Below are 17,784 nucleotides of genomic sequence, written 5' to 3'. Positions count from 1 at the left end.
ATCAGCCAAGAAAAGCCTGGCCTCCGTCCAGCGCGATACTCTGTCCATTGACGTAGTTGGCACCATCAGAACACAGCAAGGCAACGAATCGGCCAATATCCTGTTCGCAGTCGCCTACGCGACGCTGGGGAATCTGCGACAGGAATTCATGTGCCTCCTCCGGATTATTGTTGATCCACCACTCCATGCCCGGTGACATGGCGTGGGGCAGGATGGCGTTACACCGTATGTTGTCTGGGCCCCACTCACAAGCCGCCGCGCGTGTTAAGGCACGAATGCCCTCTTTGGCTGCGGCATAGGCACCGTAACCCGCCATGTCCCAACGTTTGGCCGCAGAACTGCCGAGGTTGATGATCACACCATCACCCTTCAGGTAGGGGTAGCAGAGCTTCATCAGACGGAAGGTCGCCATGGGGCCGGATTCCCAGCCTGCCATCAGTGCGTCGTCCGTGAGGTCGTGCAGGCGCCCGAGCGGCACCTCCTGGGCGTTGTTCACCAGAATATTCACTCCGCCCCACGCATCCACCACGGCTTCAACGCAGGCCGCAATGGACTCCGGCGATTTCACCTCACAGACCAACGGCAGCGCATCGCCGCCCCGCGAGCGGATTTCTTCCGCGGTGGTCTCCAGCTTGGAAAGGGTACGGCCGGTTACCGCAACACGCGCGCCCTGGGCAGCCAGCGCAAAGGCGATACCCTGCCCCACGCCCTGGCCGGCGCCGGTCACCAGCGCTATTTTTCCTTGCAAACTCATCGCTGTTCTCCACAACTGACTGAACCCCAAGCATACCGGCGCCGGGCAGCGAGTGACAGAGCGGGCACGGCTCGGCAAGCCCACAAACTGCCCTTAACCAAGAGCATACTGCCAATTTGTACCCCGGCGCGGATGTTTATCGCCCGGCGCCGAAGGGCACGTATGCTCGGAGTATCATGTAGCCATCACTGTCTGCACAATACAGGAGAGAAACCATGGGAATACTCGACGGCAAGATTGGCATCGTAACCGGGGCCGGCCAGGGCATCGGGCAGGCGATAGCCCTGTGCTTCGCACGCGAAGGCGCCAAGGTAGTGGTGGCCGACTTCAACGCGGAGTCAGGTAACAATACCGTGAAACTGATTGGCGAATCCGGTGGCGAAGCGCGCTTTGTACACGGCGATGTGAGTGACGAGACATCGGTGCAAGCGATGGTGGCAGCCGCGGTAGAGGCCTGGGGCCGGCTCGACATCGCCTGCAACAGTGCCGCACTCAGCCGGGGCTCCGGCCCGATTCATGAATTCACCCGCGAGGTATTCGACCAGACACTCGAGATGTGCCTGACCAACACCTGGCTGTGCATGAAATACGAAATTCCCGCAATGCTGGCTAACGGCGGTGGCGCCATCGTCAACATTTCCTCGAATGCGTCGCTCAAGGGCCAAGCTTTCAACACCGCTTATGCCGCAGCAAAAAGCGGCGTAAACATTCTGACCAAGAGCTCTGCCGCCGAATACGGCGGCCAGGGTATCCGCATCAATGCGGTTTCACCCGGTGTGATTCGCACGCCAGGCGTGGAAAAGTATTTCGCGGAGCAGCCGAAAATGGCGGAGCAGTTGAAAAAGAATGCGGTGCTGAACCGTCTCGGCGAACCGGAGGAGATTGCCGAGGCGGTCGCCTTCCTGTGCAGCGATCGCGCCTCGTTTATCACCGGCCAGCTGCTATCGGTAGACGGTGGGGGGGCCATCAAATAGCGCGTTGGCATGCACGCCTGCCTACCCGGCAGGCGGATAACTTGTATAACCCTCAGGCCCCGGCGTATACAGCGTATTGATGTCAAACTTCGCCAGCGCCAGCTTCTGCTCATAGCGGGCCACCAGATCCGGATTGGCGATGTAGGGTCGCCCGAATGATACGGCCTGCAGCTCACCGGCGGCGACGGCGGCGTCAGCCTCATCCAGTGAAAAGCTCTCATTGCCAATCAGTCGGCCGGCGAAATGCCTGGCGGCCAGCGCCAGATTGTCCACCGGCCCCCTGGGCATGCGAATCACGTGCAGGTAGGCCAACCCCAGGGTGGCGGCCTGCCCGAGCAGATAGTCGAAGGTTTCCTCGGGGTTGGCATCGGCGAGGTCGTTGAAGGGATTTCCCGGACAGATGCGCATACCCACCCGATCGGCCCCGGCGATCTCCGCCATGGCCTGTAACGCCTCCAGCGCGAAACGCGCCCGGTTCTCCACGCTGCCGCCGTAGGCATCAGTGCGTTGGTTACTGCCGGTCGAGAGGAACTGGGCCGGCAGGTAGCCACTGGTGCAATGCAGCTCCACGCCATCAAAGCCGGCCTCCAGCGCCCTGCGCGTTGCCTCGCGGTACTCGTCGATAACGGCGGGAATTTCCGTCAGCTCGAGTGCGCGTGGTTGCTCCATGTCCTGCATACCGGCGGCGTCGGTATACATCTGCGCCTTGGCTGCAACTGCAGAGGGTGCCACGGTTTCGCTCCCGGCAGGCTTGTTGTGATGGCTGGCCACACGCCCCACGTGCATGATCTGGGCAACAATGCAGCCGCCTTCCGCATGCACGGCGTCGGTGACGTTACGCCAGCCTGCCACCTGGGCATCGGTAAAAATGCCTGGCGTGCGACAGTAACCCAGGCCATTGGCACTGGGCGCGATACCTTCGGATACAATCAGGCCGGCGCCGGCACGCTGTCGATAGTATTCCGCCATCAGCGCATTGGGCATGGCAGCGGCATCCGAACGACTGCGCGTCATGGGCGCCATGACGATGCGATTGCGCAGGCGCAGCGCGCCCAGTTCTAGTGGGGTCAGCAGGTTCACGGTCACTCCTAGCGTACGCGAATGCGCGGCTCTGCAGCCCCGCGACGCATGGTGGTCAGAAACTCATCCAGCGGCGCCGGCAAGGCCACCTCCGGTTCGTCTGTGGTGGGTGGGTTGGCCCAGAATTCCGCCCATGACGGCCACAGGTCATGGTACGCACCGTGGTAGGGCTCGCGGCCCGGCCAGCGCATTTTCATATCGCCGAGAGGTGGCTTGTTGAGGTCCGTCGCATACCAGTAGCAAGGCAGGCGGCGCCGAAATACCCAGCGCCCGTCGATGCGTTCATAGTTATCCCAATACAGCATTTGCATGATGACCCACTCAGGGCCGGTTTCATGCTCGTTCTTGGAATATACCACGCCCCGGGCGTGGTCCGCGTCATCGAACTCGATGATGTGGTTGCCCGTGTGATGCGAGGTCCCGGTGAATTGCAGCCGCAGGGTATCGTCCAGCCAACGTTTGAGGTGCGCACGGCCTACCTTGTCACGGCTCACACGGATGTCCGGCGCAAACAGGTTGACGTGCGCATCCAGGTCGCGCATGTCCAGTGAGAGGGCGTACTGGGCAACCAGCTGGCGAATGGCGTCGAGCGACTCCAGGCGGTCAATACGCTGCAGCAGGGATTCCTCGCTCATGCGCCTACTCCCAGCTCGCCGTGCCGGCGTTCAATTCGGCAACCCGGCCACCGTCAACCACCAGCTCCGTACCGGTAATATAGGACGCCTCATCACTGGCCAGGAACAGAATGGCATTGGCGCACTCGCGCGGATCACCAATGCGACCAACGGGAATTGATTTGGCCGTGGCGTCGCGGGAGGCATCGTCGGGAAGTACCGCTTCAGTGGGCGGAGTCAGGAATGCACCGGGGATGACCGTGTTCACACGGATGCCCTTTTTACCCCATTCCATCGCTGCGTTACGTGAGAGGCCAATCATCGCGGCCTTGGCGGCGCTGTAGCCCGCCGTTGCCGGTGAGCCGCGCAGGCCACAGACAGAGGACACATTGACTACCGCACCCCGATTGGCCTTGAGCTGTGCGTAGGCCTCGCGCATCAGGAACATGGCACCGTCGAGAGAGACAATGAAATTCTGGCGCCAGGCTTTGGTGTCGTGGTTGGCGAGCATTCCCGGCACCATCAACACAGCGTTGTTCACCACGATGTCGAGGCGACCAAAGGTCTCGACTGTGCTGGCCACAAGCGCCTGCACCGCTTCTTCGTTGGCGATATCCGTCGGGCAGACCAGTGCCCTGCCGCCTGCGGCCTCGATGGTCGCGGCCACCGCGGCAAGCTTGTCCTGGCTGCGCGCTGCGAGAACCACCGCGGCGCCTTCCTCGGCAAATCGCAGCGCCGTTGCTGCCCCGATGCCCTGCCCTGCTCCGGTGATGATGGCGACCTTGCCTTGCAATCTCATGTGCGTACCCCAGCGGTTAAAATCGTCGGCCAGCTTAGGCAGCGCGAGGCCCAACGGTCAACCTTGGCCGTGGCGCGAATTCGGGCCTAAACACGCGCCCGGGACGAATAGCGCGCCGGGTACAATTATTTACTCCGGTAACGTTTCAGCCAGAATTTGCAAGTCATACCAATCGGCGCGTGGCTGCCGTAGAGTGGCATCGACTCGCCAACCCCGCTCTCACGGAGACTTTTTATGAGCCAACGTATCCCCATGCCAATGCCCCTGGGCTGGTTCCAGGTCGCCTATTCACACGAGCTGGCCGCTGCCACGTCCATGCCGCTGCGCTACTTCGACACCGACCTGGTGCTGTTCCGCACCGAAAGCGGTGAGGCAAAAGTACTCGATGCCTATTGCCCGCACATGGGCGCGCATCTCGGTTACGGTATCCGCGGTCAGGCCGGCGGCGGCTCCGAAGTGCGTGGCGACTCCATCGTCTGCCCTTTCCACGGCTGGGCCTATAACGGTGAGGGACAGTGTACCGATGTCCCCTATGCCACGAATCTGCCACCCAGGATTGCGCGCGGCGAACAGGTCATAAGGCCCTGGCCGGTGCGCGAGCTGAATCAGGTTATCTACGTCTGGTACCACCCGGAAGGCGAAGCTCCCTCCTTCGAGCCGGAGCTGGTCGAGGAAGCTGCTGCCGGTAACGATGCCTGGGGCAGCTTCAAGATCCATACCTGGGATATCGAGACGCATATGCAGGAAATCGGCGAGAACGCCGTGGATTCCGCGCACTTCCTGTACGTGCACGGCACCCAGAATATTCCAACCCCCGAGTTCATGACCTTCGAAGGGGTCCGCCGTGCGGGCAAGCTGGTGAGCAAGATGGCCACGCCACGCGGGGAGATCACCGGCATCATTGAAAACAGCAACACTGGCCCCGGCCAGGCGACGGTGCGTTTCAGTGGCATCTGCGACACCGTGCTGATGGCCAACCTCACCCCCGTCGACCAGGAAAACAGCCGCGCGTTCTACGCGTTTATCCAGAAGAAAGTCGACGGCAAGGAACAAACCGGCGGCGTGTCCGATGCTATCGTCAAGGACATCTGCAGACAGATGGAAGAAGACCGCATCATCTGGCGCCAGAAACAGTACTTCGAAAAACCTCTGCTGTGCGATAACGATGGCCCCTTCGCCAAGTTCCGCAAGTGGTATTCGCAGTTCTACACTACTGACAGCTGGCGCCCAACGGCAGGGAATCGCTAGAAGGGAAAGACCTTCGGCAGCAACCAGAGCACCGTGGCCGAATAGGCCAGCGATACCGGCAAACCGCTGCGACAGTAATCGCGCAGTGTATAGCCCCCGAGGTTCTGCACCATCAGGTTGGTGGTGTAACCATAGGGGGTCAGGAAGCTGGCGCTGGCGCCGTAGGCCACGGCCATCACGAAGGGCAGCGGATTGACGCCCAGGCTTTCGGCGATGCCAAAGGCGATGGGAAAGCTGAGGGCTGCCGCGGCGTTGTTGGTCATAAGCTCGGTCAGCAACAGTGCACCGAGGTAAATGCAGGCCATGGCGAGCCAGGGGCCCAGCACCGTCAGCTGCCCCTGCAACCCGTCGGCGAGCAGTGCGACCAGGCCCGAGTTGGTCAACGCCTGCGACAGCGTCAGCGCCGAGGTGATAATCAGCCAGATTTCGAACGGAAAACGCCGGCGCAGTTCCGAACCCCGCACCAGACCCAGGCCCAGCATACACACCAGCAGCAGCGCCAGGCCCTTGATGAGGGGCAACAGCTCCAACGCGGACAACACCACCACCCCTGCCAGCAGCAGCGTCACGAATACATTCTGCAACGCCGTGATCTTGGTGGCGCCAACCGCTTCGTCCACAACCACGAAATTCTTGTCGAGGTTCTTGCGCTCGTTGAAGTCCGGGCCGGTCGCGAGCATGAGGTTGTCACCGGCTGCGATGGTGATATTGCCCAGCTTGCCTGACAGGCGCTTACCACCCCGGCGCATACCCACCACGGCAGCGTCGAACAGTGAGCGGAAGCCGGATTCCTTGATGGTCTTGCCTTCGATGGCGGCATTGGGCATGACAATGACCTCCACCATATTTTCCCGCAGCAGCCCCTCGTCCACCGCAAACAGGTGCAGCCCGTCAAAACTGTCCAGGGCGTTGAGCTGGGTGATGTCTCCGGAGAAGATCAGCTTGTCGCCGGCCTCGATGAACTCGGTCGGCGCCACCGGTGAAATCAGGTGCTCCGCGCGCACGATCTCCACCAGAAACAGCGCATCCAGCTCGCGCAAACCGTTTTCCGCCAGCGTTTTGCCCACCAGGCTGGACTGCGCCGACACCTCTGCCTCAATCACGTACTCGGCGACCGGTACCGGGTCGCTGCTGCTGGAGGGCAGCAAGCGTGCCGAAAACAACAGCGCCAGCAGCCCGGCGCTGGCCGCAGCCAGACCCACGGGCAAAAAGTCAAAAAACGCCAGCCCCGAGCCGGTGGCATCCTCCAGAAAGCTGCTTACGATCAGGTTGGTAGAGGTGCCGATCAGGGTCAGGGTGCCGCCCAGGATGGCGGCGTAGGACAGTGGAATCAGCAAACGGGAGGCCGGATGGTGTCGGTTGGCGCGCACCGTGGTGGTGAGTGTGGCTACAACCGCCGTGTTGTTCACGAAGGCTGAGAACAGTGCGGTCACCCCACCCAGCCGCAACAGGCTCAGCACATAACTGGGTGAAATCAGCTGGCCCGACAGACGGTTCAACCAGGACAGTTTTTCCAGGCCGATGGACACCAGCAACAGCAGCATCAAGGTCACGAGGCCCGTATTGGTTGCCTTCTCCAACATCTGCGACGTCTCGACCAGGCCGAGGAAATAAGCGGCAAGCATGGCGCCGACAAAAATCTTCGATGCCGCCCAACCGGAAAAAATCAGGCCGCCCAGCAACCCGAGAAACAACAGGGATATCAGAATCTGGTCAATCATCAGGGCGTATCCAGCCACCGCAGCCAACGTGGCCCACAAGCATACGTGCTACGCCTGCGAGGGAACAGGTCCGTTGGGCGCTTCCTGCGCACTCAGGGTGTCGTCGGCTGATACCAGACGGGCGAACTCCAGGCGCGCTCCTGTACAACCGGGCGATGTTCGGCGGCACAGCAGCCCTCAAATCCCTCGCCGATGGTTTCTGGTCGGCTGCAATCCACGCCGCCGGCCACGCAAAGGCGCTGGCTCCAGCGACAGCTGGGATTCTCGACAACCCGGCTGTAGTAAAAAGCGCGTTGCGAAGAGTCGAAATCAGGATCACGCCATACCGTACACAGGCGCGCATGCCCGCTGCCTCCGGTGGCGCAACTGGCGGTATCCACGGTACCGCGGGGCTCTGCGTCACCCACCGCGTCGTACACCCGTTCATGGCGCTGGCCGTCGGCGTCCAACCACCCTTTCACCACCTGAATTTTCTGCAGCGGCAAACCGGGCTCGGCGCCGGCGCCGGCGTCCTGCTGGGCTGCCAGCAACAACGTCATCGCCGCGCCAACCGGTGCGGGGCCGAGATCGGATCCCATCGGCACGGCGCGCGCGTAGCCCTGCGCCGCCATATCAGGCGCGGCACACAGGGCGGGCTCCAGATCGAAGCCCGCGAACAGGCGGCTGACGATGCGCGGCCCGCTGGTCCCGTAGACTTCGCGGCGCTGCATGGCCGTAAACAGCGCATCGCGCGTGTTCTGCTCGGCCCAGACTACCGCCAGCCCACCCGGGTTGTACTCCAGTTTGTCTGGCAGCCCGGGGGGCACAGATTTCAGCGCGGGCACGCCGTCTCCCCCATGCCCGAGAAAGCCGTCTTCCGCAACGGCGCCGGGCGCCCCGAGGTGAGTGTCCGTGCTGGCAATCACGCCAAAACGAAACGGATTGATACCCGTTTGCGCCTGTTGCGAGAGCCCCTTCAGCCAGGTATCGCGCAGGAAACCGGTGTCTGGCTGTGGCGGCGTATTAAAACGGGCGATATTGTCGCGTGGAAGCTGCTCGAATGCGCACAGCTCGTCGCGGGTGATGCCGGGAGCATAAAAGCACTCCGAAGCACCTTTGTGTTGCATGATTTCCACCAGCGGCTCCATGCGCTGGCGCTGTGCGGCGTAATCCGCATCCAGAGGGCTGCCATCGGCGCGTTGCAGGGGAAACATCTGCCCGGCACTCAGGTTCGAGTTGTGCGGAATGACCAAGGCTTGACACCCGCTGTCGCTATCGTTGCAATCGTTTTCAAGCGCATCCCAGAGCAAGGTCTCGCCCGGGGTATCGATGTAGCTCGCCGGGAGTTCGGGCACCTGTGCGTTGCGAAACACCACATTGCGGTGCAGATTGCCCCCGGTTGCGGGGGCCACACCGGTCCACTCGTAGCCAATAAAGGTGGTGAAAGCACACGCGCTGCTGCGGTCATAATGCGTTTCCGCCGCATCCTGCATTTCCTGCCAGGGCGCCAGTGCCGCCGCGTCGCAAAGCTCGCCATCGTCTCCACAGAGACCGAGGTGCGAGGCCCGCATGGCCGCCATATAATTGAACAGGTAGAAGGCACCGCGAGGCCAGGCACGGTAGAACCGGCACTGCCAGCTGTTGTGGCCAGTCACCTCAGGGTTGTTGCACATTTCAACTTCGCCAATCAGTTCGGCGTGATCTGACACCATGGCAAAGTCCAGCGGACGGGCGAGCTGCAGGGAACGCTGTGCCTTGCCGTCGGCACTCCAGGGTTGCACGCCGATGCGTTCACCCTGGGCAAACTGATAGGCCTGCGCCGGCGTGGTTTGCGTACCCTGTGTGCTGGCGTCAAGTGAGTAGCGGGTGTGCACATGCAGGTCACCGAAAAACGGCCGCCTGGCGGAGGTGAAGTGATCGCAGCGCTCACGCGCCTCCGTCTCGCTGCTGGCAGACAACTGACTACTTGCCCCCAACAGCAGCAGTGCCAGCAGTGTTACTACAACATTGCCCGATGTCATCTGTCGCACGCGGTGTTCCCCCATCAAAACCGGGCTTTACGATAGGGCCTGCCGGTATGGCGGGCAAACGGCATGTGCGCAGATATTGAACCGCGAGTGCCGAATTGAGGCACAAAAAAACCCGCGACGTTACCGGCGCGGGTTTTTGCAGAACAGCGTCGGGTTTACACGACGACGATGTTTTCTGCCTGCGGGCCTTTCTGGCCCTGCGTGATGTTGAACTCGACTTTCTGGCCTTCGATCAGAGTCTTGAAGCCTGAGCCGGAGATAGCGCTGAAGTGCGCGAATACGTCCGGGCCTGATTCCTGCTCGATGAAGCCAAAGCCTTTAGTTTCGTTAAACCATTTTACGGTGCCGGTAGCCATGTTGCGTTCCTGTATTTCAGGTAGAGATTAACCCTGGAAAGGGCGGTAAGGCTTGAGGTAGTGCAATTACTTATGAAAACAGGGACGAGGTACTAACTGCGGACTTCGAAATGGTATACATAAATAGATGTAAAACGTTCAAGCAGAACCGAGTATACACCACCGGAGCAAGCGGTCAACGGTTTATTGCCCGGCTGGATGCCCACTACCGCTGCCTGCCGCCGTACTGCCCCCGATATGTTGCGTGCGCCAGGCACCCGGCGTGACACCTTCCCAGCGCCGAAACGCGCGCCTGAAGGTGGCCGCGTCAGCAAAACCCAGCTGCTGGCTGATGTCCCCCACCGATGCATCCGCTTGCAGCAGCGCACGCCGCGCTGCACCGCGCAGGGCCTCCTCCCGTAATGCACGGTAGCCGGTACCCGCCGCATGTAGGCGCTGCCTGAATGTGGACAGGCTGAGGCCCAGCCCCCCGGCAAGCTGCGCCTGACTCGGCAGTGCAGCCCCCTGGCGCAGAGCCGCCGCGAGCAATGCGCTCACCTGCTCGGCCAGGGCGCGCCCGCGTGGACCAAATACATCGCAGGGAAAGTTGGTGAAAAATGCCGGAAACTCCGCGGGCGTGCGCACGACCGGCAACGCCAGGGCCTCGAGCGGGAAGTCAAGGGCGTATCCCTCCCCGCCTGCCAACACCGGAGCCTGGAACAAGCGCAGGAAAGGCAACACATCTTCACGCCGCACCGGCCCGATTCGCACCCGCTGTAGCGGCAGCTTGCGCCCCGCCAGCCACTGTAGCAATTGAAAGTAGGCAAACAACCCGGTGATGTCGACCAGGCTACTGGCGCTCGTTACCCGCGGGCGCAGCGAATCCAGCCGGAAGGTAGCCCGCTGACTATCGACGTCCAGGCCAATGCGCCCGGCGCGGGGGGACAACAGAGCGGCAAACTGTGCGCACAGCTGCACCGCCTCCTCCAGCGTTCCAGCGGACAGCGCCAGACGACACTGCAACTCCACTTCGCTGCGCGCCATCGGCCTGTGGCGCTGGGCTTCGCTCAAGCGGGCCTCCAGTCGCTGAATGGTCGAGAGGTACCAGGCCGTGAATTGCGCGAGACTTTTGGGCGGATCACGCAGGTCCGCAACATCCCCACTGCGTTTCAATTCTGCCGCGAGCAGATCGACCAATGGCGCAAAAGTATCGGTAGCCAGACCGCGCTGCCCGGGGTGACTTTTGGCGGCAGATTCAACCCGGCGAGAATTGCGGCCCGCGCGAGCCATAAAAACGCTCCTTGCCGCGAGTGGCGGCACATATCATTTATGTACTATTTTATGACATTTAAGCCCCCCGGTGTAGGCGCGGGATGACGTAAGCTTCCATTCACACTTCGTTGACGGATACAGTTTCATGCCTGAGCAACAACCTCGCATTGTCATTCTCGGCGCCGGCATGGCCGGCATACTCGCCGGCATTCGCCTGCAGGACCTGGGCTACCAGAACATCACCCTGTATGAAAAAGCTGACAGGGTCGGCGGCACCTGGCGCGAGAATACGTACCCGGGACTGACCTGTGACGTGCCCTCGCACTTCTATACCTACAGCTTCGAGCGCAACCCGGACTGGACTCGTCACCTGCCTCCCGGACCTGAAATCCAGGCCTATTTTGAACGCACGGCGCATAAGTACGGCATCAATGAACTCACCCGTTTCGGTGAAGAGTGCAGCGATGCCAGCTACCGCGATGGGCGTTGGCAGCTGCAATTTGTCAGCGGCCATACCGATGTCGCCGACATGCTCATCGCGGCAACGGGTGTATTGCATCAGCCCAACTACCCGGATATTCCGGGCGCCGAAAGCTTTCAGGGCGACCTGTTCCACAGCGCCCGCTGGGATCACAGTGTCGCGCTGGAGGGTAAGCGCATCGGCATTATCGGCAACGGCTCGACGGGCGTGCAGATCATTTCTGCGCTCGCCGGAAAAGCAGCCCTGCTGGAACACTACCAGCGTACGCCACAGTGGATCATGCCGGTGGAAAACGGCCGCTTCAGCGACGAGGAACGCGCCGCATTCCGCGACCCGGAGGTGCTGGCCAAGGCCATGAACATCGACGAGTACATGGCGGCGGTGGAGGCTTACACGCAATCCATTACCGATATTGAATCGGAGGCCTCACAGGCCATGGCACAGGCCTGCCGCGACAACCTGGAGCAATCGGTCACCGACCCGGTACTGCGCGAGCAGCTGCGCCCGGATCATCTGCCTCTGTGTAAACGGCTGATCTTCTCACCCGACTACTACCAGGCTATACAACATCCACAGGCACGCCTGGTGAGCAACGGTATTAAGGCAATCGAAGCCAACGGCATACGCACTGTGGATGGCGAGCTGCACGAACTGGATGTCATCGTCTACGCCACCGGTTTCCACGCCGATGCCTTCATGCGCCCCATGTCCATCACCGGCCGCGATGGCGTGCAACTCAATGAATTCTGGCGGGAGCGACCCAAGGCCTACCTCGCAGTCACCATGCCCGGCTTCCCCAACCTGTTCATGCTGAACGGCCCCAACGGCCCGGTGGGCAACTTCTCGTTGATCGATATCGCCGAACACCAGTGGGGCTATATCGAGCGCCTGATGGCGCGACTCGACGCCGGCGAGTGCGATGCCATCGAGCCCAGCATGTCTGCGATGGAAAGCTTCGAAGCGGAACGCGTTGAAGCGGCCAAGAACACGGTGTGGTACCGCGGCGGTTGTGTGAGCTGGTATCTGGACGCGCAGGGCATCCCGTCCAGCTGGCCGTGGAATTTCCAGCGTTTCGTCGACTGCATGGCAGAGCCGGACTGGAGCGCTTTCAACCTGCCGGCGCCCACGGCAGCGAGCCACACCTAGCCGGAAGCCTGCACTGTCCTGAGAACCGCTCCGGACCGCCTGCCATTGCGAGGGCGGCCACGCTTGCGTATGTTTGCGCGAGCAGCGAACAACCACGGTAACAGGGCATGAGCAAACACCGGCAGGACTGGGCACCCCTCCTTTCCGCGCTCCAGGAGCGCGGCGCGTCTGCCGCCGCCATGGGCGGCGACGAGCGCATTGCACGCCAGCATGCACGCGGCCGACTCACGGCACGCGAACGCATCGCGGCGCTGGTGGACGAGGGCTCTTTCCGCGAATACGGCCTGCTCGCCGGCGGCCATCACCCGCAGGGGCAGCCCGCCGTTGCGGCCGACGGGCTGGTGGGAGGCGTGGCGCGTCTGGACGGTCGCAGCGTTGTGCTGCTGGTTGAGGACTTCACCGTGCAGGGAGGCTCGATTGGGCATCCCAACGCGGCCAAGCGCGCGCGCCTGGTGCGCCTGGCCCTGGAAACAAAACGGCCGCTGCTACTGCTGCTCGATGGCGCGGGAGAACGCGCCAGTAACCAGGCGGAGCGCTACCCACACGCGCCCGGCGACCTGCAGCTGCTGGCGGATATTCAAGGCCGCGTACCGGTGGTTGCGCTGGTGCTGGGTATGTCGGCCGGGCACGGCGCCCTGGCCGCGATGTTCGCCGATCTCATCATTATGCACCGCGACAGCGCCCTGTTCAGTGCCGGCCCACCCCTGGTCAAGGCCGCCATGGGCATTGAGACAACGGCAGCAGAACTGGGCTCAGCACAAGTACACACCCGAGAGAGCGGCGTAGCGCACCTGTGCTGTGACACCGAACCCGAATGCTTCGAGAGTGCGCGCCGGTTTCTCGCCTATGTCTGCGACAACACGCCTGCCGACACAGACGCGAGCGCCGGGCCTGCACACCGCAACGAGACATTGCTGGATATCATCCCGCCAGACGTGTCACGCCCTTACGACATGCGCAAGGTTCTGGGTGAGGTGGTGGACAACGGCAGCCTGCTGGAGGTGCAAGCCGACTATGGCCGCACACTCATCACAGCCTTCGCCCGCATCGGGGGACAGCGCTGCCTGATCGTGGCTAACCAGCCGACGGTTGAGGCCGGCGCCATCACCCGGCCCGCAGCCGAGAAAGCCTGCTACTTTATTGAGCTGGCCCACCGCTTCCAGCTGCCACTCGTGGCACTGGTAGACAATCCTGGGGTCATGCCCGGACCGGCGGCAGAGCGGTCAGGCGTCCTGCGCGTGGCGGGCAACATGTTCCGTGCCCAGCGGCACTATCGCGGACGCAAGGTCGTGGTCACGCTGCGCAAGGCTTTCGGTTTTGGCAGCTCGGTGATGGGCATGAACCCCTGGGACCGGCAAACGGTCAGCCTCGCCCTCCCCGGCGTCAGTCTCGGCGGCGTGCCGGCACTCGGTGCCGCAGCGGCGACCGGGGCCAGCGCCACAGATGCCGCCGCGTTGCAGGAACGGCAGACCGGCGCCTGGGCAGGCGCGGACAGCATGGCTTTCGACCGCATCATCGACCCGCGGGATTTGCGTGAGGAACTGCGGCAGGCCCTGTTGGGCTGATTGGATCACCGGCCTGCGGGTCCACTTGCGGTATACTGCGCCGCTATGACCGCATCCCTCTCTGTTTTACAGTCCGTATTCGGCTACCCCGCTTTCCGCCCCCTGCAGGAGCGCATCGTGCAGCAGGTGGTGGACGGAGGCGATGCGCTGGTGCTCATGCCCACGGGCGGCGGCAAGTCGCTGTGTTACCAGGTGCCCTCACTGGTGCGCGAGGGCTGCGGCATCGTCATCTCCCCCCTCATCGCGCTCATGCAGGACCAGGTCAACGCACTGCGTGAACTGGGTGTGCGCGCCGCATACCTCAATTCCACGCTGGCTCCGGAGGATGCCGCCACAGTTGAATCAGCGCTGTTGCGCGGCGACCTGGACATGCTGTATATCGCCCCCGAACGCCTGGTGCAGGGGCGCATGCTGCGACTGTTGGCGCAGGCCCGTGTCGCCCTGTTCGCCATTGATGAAGCACACTGCGTGTCTCAGTGGGGTCATGATTTCCGCGCCGATTACCTGCAGCTCAGCCTGCTGCACGAGCGCTTTCCACAGGTGCCACGCATTGCTCTCACTGCCACCGCGGACGCGCGCACGCGAGAGGAAATCATCGCCCGTCTGGACCTTGCCGGCGCAGAACATTACATCGCCGGCTTCGACCGCCCCAATATCCGCTATCGCATTGCACTCAAGCAGAGCCCCAAGCAGCAACTGCTGCGCTTCCTGAAATCTGAGCACCCGCGCGATGCCGGTATTGTGTACTGTCTGTCTCGCAACAAGGTGGAGGAGACTGCCCTCGCGCTGCAGCAGGCGGGTTACACCGCTCTGCCCTATCACGCCGGCCTGCCGGCGGCCCTGCGCAGCAACCATCAGGCGCGCTTCCTGCGTGAGGACGGCGTGATCATGGTGGCCACCATCGCCTTTGGCATGGGCATCGACAAACCGGACGTGCGTTTCGTTGCCCACCTTGACCTGCCCAAAACCATAGAAGCCTACTACCAGGAGACGGGGCGTGCGGGCCGTGACGGGCTGCCCGCGGATGCGTGGATGGTATACGGGCTGCAGGACGTGTTGAAACTGCGCCAGATGATGGGGCAGTCCGAGGGCAGCGAGGAACACAAGCGCGCCGAGCAGCAGCGCCTGAATGCGATGCTCGGGTTGTGTGAAATCACCTCCTGTCGGCGCCAGGCGCTGCTGCGCTACTTTGGCGACACACTGCCGCAGGCCTGCGGCAACTGCGATACCTGCCTGGAACCGGTACCCACCTGGGACGGTACCGAAGCGGCACGCATGGCGCTGAGCGCTGTCTACCGCACCGGCCAGCGCTTTGGCGTCAACCACCTCATCGATGTGCTGCGCGGCGCCGAGAACGACCGTATTTTCCAGTACGACCACCACACGCTGCCCACCTTCGGCATCGGCAAGGCACTGGACAACCACCAGTGGCGCTCGGTGTTCAGGCAACTGGTCGCGCGTGGCTACCTGCGCGCTGACCTGGATCATTTCGGTGCGCTGCGCCTGGAGGATCACTGCCGGCCACTGCTGCGCGGGGAGGAAACGCTGGAATTACGCCGCGACCTCGCTCGGCCCGCCACCCGCCAGCAGACGCGCCAGCGGCTACCGGACGACATTGACACCGAGCTCTGGGAAGCGTTGCGCGAGTGCCGGCGCGCCCTTGCCGAAACGCAGGGTATTCCGCCCTATATCATTTTCCACGACCGCACCCTGCAGGAAATGTGTGCCGAACTGCCGCGCACCGTGGCCGCTTTCGGCGCATTGAGCGGTGTGGGTGAGCGCAAGCGCGAGAAATACGGCAAGGATTTCCTGCAGGTCATCGACGAACACCTGCAACGCCGCACGGGCTGATCGGCCAGGGGCGCAAAGCAGGTGCGCAGCCGTTGCTTGCGCCGCCACCCCCTTTTTCCTACTCTGGCGGCTTTTACCGAGGACACCGCCATGAGCAACAACAAGATCCCGCGCTCCAACGAAAACGACTACAGCGCTGACATCATCGCCGAACGTCAGGCCTTTATTGAAGAACAAACGCCAGCCCGCCTGCATCACACACGCCAGTTTTCTTTCGACCCGGAGGCCATGTCCGGCAACATCGAGAACCTGTTTGGCGTAGCACAGGTGCCGATTGGGCTGGCCGGTCCGCTGTTGATTGACGGAGAGCACGCCCAGGGCGAGTTTTATGTCCCCATGGCGACCGTCGAGGGCACCATGCTGGCCAGCTATAACCGGGGGATGAAAGTCATTCGGGAAAGCGGCGGCGTCAAGACCACCGTCTGTGGCGAGGCCATGCAGCGGGCGCCCTGCTTCGTGTTCCGCGATGCGCGCGACGCCCGCGACTTCAACCTCTGGCTGGACGAGAACTTCACCGAGATCAAGGCGATTGCCGAAAGCACGACCTCCGTGGGCAAACTGAACGAGATCGAGCACTACATTGCCCACAACATGGTATTCACGCGTTTTGACTACACAACCGGGGATGCCGCAGGCCAGAACATGACCAGCAAGGCGACCTTTGTCGCCTGTGAATGGATCCGCGAGCGCTTCCCGCAAATGCGCCATTATCTGCTCTCTGGCAACTTCGATACAGAAAAGCGCACGTCATCGGTCAATTCCCTCAAAGGCCGCGGTCGCCGGGTCACTGCCGAGATCACGATTCCCCGCGATGTGATGCAGGCGCACCTGCGTATCACACCCGAAGCCATGCATTACGGTTGGGGCATCACCACCGTGGCCTCATTCCTCACGCATTCCTCCAACAATGCCGCGCACCCGGCCAACGGCCTCGCCGCGCTGTATCTGGCAACGGGGCAGGATATCGCCAACATCGGCGAATCCAACCAGTGCAGTGTCTACACGCGGGTGACCCGAGAAGGCGACTATTTCTTCTCCATTACCCTCCCGGCCCTGATTCTTGCCACCTACGGGGGCGGCACCAATCTGCCCACCCAGCGCGAATGCCTGGAGATCATGGATTGCCACGGCCCGGGCAAGGCCCTCAAGCTCGCGGAAATTGCCGCCGGGCTCGTCGTGGCAGGCGAGTTGTCGCTGGGTGCCGCAACGCGTGTCGATAAGGAAACCCGGCAGAACGAGTGGGTAAACGCCCATGAACGCCTGGGCCGCAATCGCTGAGTCGACCCCACGTGCAACGCGAGCATGGTTGGGAAGCGCGCGTATCTCGTGAATAGTTAAACCAGAAACTCCCGCCTTGCGGCGCGCACAAGCGTTGGCTTGATATGCTGTACCGGCGCTCTGGCACCTGTTGTCGTCAATACTATGATAGGTGCAATAGCGCCATCCGGCGCCGCGCCGACGAGAGCAGAGCATGACAACAGAGACCGACAATAAAGCCCGTGTACGGCAGTTTCTCAACGACCTCAGCGCAGGCAATGTCGATGCGGTCGTTGCCGCCTACGCCAAAACCGGCAGCGTGGAGACCATGGGCGCCACCCTGATATCCGGCACGACAGAGTACGCCGACCTCACGGCGGCCATTGCCAGCATTGTCGATGTATTCCCGCAGGGCCTGCGCTTCACCATTCGCGGCATGGTGGCGGAAGGTGAAAAGGTGGCTGTCGAGGCCAGCAGTGAGGGCGAGCACACCTCCGGCCAGACCTACAGCAACGATTACCACTTCCTGTTCGAATTCGACAAAGGCCTGCTGATAAAGCTCACCGAGTACATGGATACCGAACAGGTCACCGACGTCCTCTGTAGCGGCCAGCGTCCACCCTACCCGCTGGACTGAGCGCGGCGCCCGGGCGACGGGCAGGTAGTTTGTGTCCAGCT

General features: G+C 62.4%; 15 protein-coding genes. 7 read left to right on the top strand and 8 right to left on the bottom strand.

The annotated features are described in order from the left end of the window. Position 1: 1 nt before the first annotated feature. Positions 2 to 754 (bottom strand): SDR family NAD(P)-dependent oxidoreductase, encoded by a 753-nt coding sequence (locus EGJ68_RS09145; RefSeq protein ID WP_123034261.1) that lies wholly within the window; start codon positions 752 to 754, stop codon positions 2 to 4. 215 nt (positions 755 to 969) lie between these two features. Between EGJ68_RS09145 and EGJ68_RS09140 the strand changes: the two genes are divergently transcribed. Beyond that, on the top strand, positions 970 to 1,728 hold the full coding sequence (locus EGJ68_RS09140; RefSeq protein WP_123034260.1) for an SDR family NAD(P)-dependent oxidoreductase: 759 nt from the start codon (positions 970 to 972) through the stop codon (positions 1,726 to 1,728). 21 nt (positions 1,729 to 1,749) lie between these two features. Here the strand turns inward: EGJ68_RS09140 and EGJ68_RS09135 are convergent, their stop codons facing one another. The 3 genes from EGJ68_RS09135 to EGJ68_RS09125 are packed head-to-tail and all read right to left on the bottom strand — an operon-like array spanning position 1,750 to position 4,221. Next, on the bottom strand, positions 1,750 to 2,808 hold the full coding sequence (locus tag EGJ68_RS09135; RefSeq protein WP_199227996.1) for an alkene reductase: 1,059 nt from the start codon (positions 2,806 to 2,808) through the stop codon (positions 1,750 to 1,752). Positions 2,809 to 2,816: 8 nt separating this feature from the next. Further along, positions 2,817 to 3,443 (bottom strand): nuclear transport factor 2 family protein, encoded by a 627-nt coding sequence (locus tag EGJ68_RS09130; RefSeq protein WP_123034258.1) that lies wholly within the window; start codon positions 3,441 to 3,443, stop codon positions 2,817 to 2,819. Between the two features lie 4 nt (positions 3,444 to 3,447). After that, entirely contained in the window at positions 3,448 to 4,221 is a 774-nt protein-coding gene (locus EGJ68_RS09125; protein WP_123034836.1) for an SDR family NAD(P)-dependent oxidoreductase, read from the bottom strand. Positions 4,222 to 4,455: 234 nt separating this feature from the next. Here EGJ68_RS09125 and EGJ68_RS09120 point away from each other — a divergent pair, with 234 nt between their 5' ends. Further along, positions 4,456 to 5,469 carry an aromatic ring-hydroxylating oxygenase subunit alpha gene (locus tag EGJ68_RS09120; protein ID WP_123034257.1) on the top strand — a complete coding sequence of 338 codons (1,014 nt, stop codon included), beginning with the start codon at positions 4,456 to 4,458 and terminating at the stop codon, positions 5,467 to 5,469. Here the strand turns inward: EGJ68_RS09120 and EGJ68_RS09115 are convergent. The 4 genes from EGJ68_RS09115 to EGJ68_RS09100 all read right to left on the bottom strand — a co-directional run bounded on the left by EGJ68_RS09115 (position 5,466) and on the right by EGJ68_RS09100 (position 10,824). After that, positions 5,466 to 7,190 carry an SLC13 family permease gene (locus EGJ68_RS09115; RefSeq protein ID WP_123034256.1) on the bottom strand — a complete coding sequence of 575 codons (1,725 nt, stop codon included), beginning with the start codon at positions 7,188 to 7,190 and terminating at the stop codon, positions 5,466 to 5,468. The genes EGJ68_RS09120 and EGJ68_RS09115 overlap by 4 nt on opposite strands. 92 nt (positions 7,191 to 7,282) lie before the next feature. After that, the gene (locus EGJ68_RS09110) at positions 7,283 to 9,190 is read right to left on the bottom strand and encodes a DUF3604 domain-containing protein (RefSeq protein ID WP_233248789.1); all 1,908 of its coding nucleotides are present in this window, start codon (positions 9,188 to 9,190) and stop codon (positions 7,283 to 7,285) included. Between the two features lie 164 nt (positions 9,191 to 9,354). Then, positions 9,355 to 9,555, bottom strand: coding sequence for a cold-shock protein (locus tag EGJ68_RS09105; protein WP_027949191.1), 201 nt, complete (start codon positions 9,553 to 9,555; stop codon positions 9,355 to 9,357). A 183-nt stretch (positions 9,556 to 9,738) separates the two neighbouring features. After that, positions 9,739 to 10,824, bottom strand: a complete 1,086-nt coding sequence (locus EGJ68_RS09100; RefSeq protein WP_123034254.1) for an AraC family transcriptional regulator — start codon at positions 10,822 to 10,824, stop codon at positions 9,739 to 9,741. Positions 10,825 to 10,951: 127 nt separating this feature from the next. Between EGJ68_RS09100 and EGJ68_RS09095 the strand changes: the two genes are divergently transcribed. The 5 genes from EGJ68_RS09095 (at position 10,952) to EGJ68_RS09075 (ending at position 17,743) form a co-directional block, all read left to right on the top strand. Further along, the gene (locus EGJ68_RS09095; protein WP_123034253.1) at positions 10,952 to 12,433 is read left to right on the top strand and encodes a flavin-containing monooxygenase; all 1,482 of its coding nucleotides are present in this window, start codon (positions 10,952 to 10,954) and stop codon (positions 12,431 to 12,433) included. Positions 12,434 to 12,540: 107 nt separating this feature from the next. Further along, positions 12,541 to 13,998, top strand: coding sequence for an acyl-CoA carboxylase subunit beta (locus tag EGJ68_RS09090; RefSeq protein WP_123034252.1), 1,458 nt, complete (start codon positions 12,541 to 12,543; stop codon positions 13,996 to 13,998). Between the two features lie 45 nt (positions 13,999 to 14,043). Beyond that, positions 14,044 to 15,849 carry a DNA helicase RecQ gene (gene recQ, locus EGJ68_RS09085; RefSeq protein WP_123034251.1) on the top strand — a complete coding sequence of 602 codons (1,806 nt, stop codon included), beginning with the start codon at positions 14,044 to 14,046 and terminating at the stop codon, positions 15,847 to 15,849. Between the two features lie 90 nt (positions 15,850 to 15,939). Further along, positions 15,940 to 17,127, top strand: coding sequence for a hydroxymethylglutaryl-CoA reductase (locus tag EGJ68_RS09080; RefSeq protein ID WP_123034835.1), 1,188 nt, complete (start codon positions 15,940 to 15,942; stop codon positions 17,125 to 17,127). Between the two features lie 193 nt (positions 17,128 to 17,320). Then, positions 17,321 to 17,743, top strand: a complete 423-nt coding sequence (locus tag EGJ68_RS09075) for a nuclear transport factor 2 family protein (RefSeq protein ID WP_027949197.1) — start codon at positions 17,321 to 17,323, stop codon at positions 17,741 to 17,743. The last annotated feature ends 41 nt before the right edge of the window (positions 17,744 to 17,784 follow it).

Origin of the sequence: Haliea alexandrii (assembly GCF_003719295.1) — a bacterium.
Lineage (GTDB): Bacteria > Pseudomonadota > Gammaproteobacteria > Pseudomonadales > Halieaceae > Haliea > Haliea alexandrii.
The sequence above is the reverse complement of the archived record's forward strand: the minus strand, read 5'-3'. Positions and strand labels throughout refer to the sequence as shown.